The sequence below is a fragment of the Cyclobacterium sp. 1_MG-2023 genome (assembly GCF_030546805.1).
Lineage (GTDB): Bacteria > Bacteroidota > Bacteroidia > Cytophagales > Cyclobacteriaceae > Cyclobacterium.
Genome location: NZ_JAUOPC010000051.1, coordinates 1 through 1,204 on the forward strand (window position 1 = coordinate 1; position 1,204 = coordinate 1,204).

2 protein-coding genes are annotated in these 1,204 nt (G+C 33.2%); both read left to right on the forward strand.

Annotated features, from left to right (window positions below):
- Nucleotides 1-244 precede the first annotated feature (244 nt).
- Complete coding sequence (locus Q4534_RS24055; protein WP_303615709.1) at nucleotides 245-577, forward strand: hypothetical protein; 333 nt, start codon at nucleotides 245-247, stop codon at nucleotides 575-577.
- The gene (locus Q4534_RS24060; protein ID WP_303615710.1) at nucleotides 577-1,122 is read left to right on the forward strand and encodes a hypothetical protein; all 546 of its coding nucleotides are present in this window, start codon (nucleotides 577-579) and stop codon (nucleotides 1,120-1,122) included. The genes Q4534_RS24055 and Q4534_RS24060 overlap by 1 nt, the downstream gene beginning before the upstream one ends.
- Nucleotides 1,123-1,204 lie beyond the last annotated feature (82 nt).

Sequence of the window (1,204 nt, forward strand, 5' to 3'; positions counted from 1 at the left end):
GCTCATCATTATAAGAGTTTGTTGATGAGCAATATACCAATGGTAAACCTTTAGCTACCGGAGGTTGAGTTCAACAATGTATAAAAATAATAGCGGTTTAATCGCTAAAACGCAAGTAAGTAAATATAATAAAGGTCTGTGTTTAACCGAAAAGTTAGTGCCTTATAACCCGCTACTATTCTTATACTAGACCGTTGTATGCAATTAAAACAAACATTCTGCTAACCAAAAAAATTATAAAAAAATGCCATACCGAATTAATCATCCTTCGACTGTTTTGAGTCCAAGGAAAAATGTCAAAAACGTTACAGTACTTTATAATGGTGGAGCAGTTCCTGGCGAATATTCCGTGGCAAAACTTAAATGGAATGGAAATGATGTAATTGGTGTAAGGTGGAACATTACGGAAAACGAAGTTCACGATAAAGATAAAATAAGCGGAAAAAAGGTGTGTTTAGGCGAACCAAATTCAAGAGGTTACTCAACGTGGTTTATACTACCAGATGATTTAATTGGGAAATTAATAACAGGCGGAGTATTAGCTAAAGACCTTAAGAAATATCTCGACCAGAAATAATGACTGAAGAAACTAAAGAATATATCGCCAACTACAATCTGAGATATAGTGAAATCAAAAAAGACAATTTGGCTTCACTTTTTGAAAAATTTAATACGCTTTATCCAATGTTTAACCGTCTGTATAATGACGCATTGAGAGAAGAGGCAGTTAGTGACCAAAAATTAAAAGGATTTGGAGATTATAAAAGAGCAACATTTTTTGTCAGAGATTATGTTGGAGCTGAAAATATTATTGACAGTCTAACAAAAGACAAGCGGATTAAATCAGTAGTTGAGATTGCTGATTTAATTAATAAAAAAGTATTTCACATCAATTTACAAGATGGACAAGGACAAGAAAAGACTGATAAAGAACTAGCCACAAATCTTTTAAGTGAAGATGCAGAAATTAAAAGCAAAGCCATATTAAGCTTAGTTTATAATGTAAGATGTAACATAGTTCACGGACACAAAGACTTTCAAGAATATCAAAGACTTCTGATGGAACCGATAATTGGAATTTTGAGAACTATCATAAATACATTAGAGAATCGGCTGAAATAACTGCATACAATAACTAAGCATTCTGATGGCTGGAACAGCCTAGTCTGAATGCAGTGTTGAACGAAGTGATGTTGGGAATTAG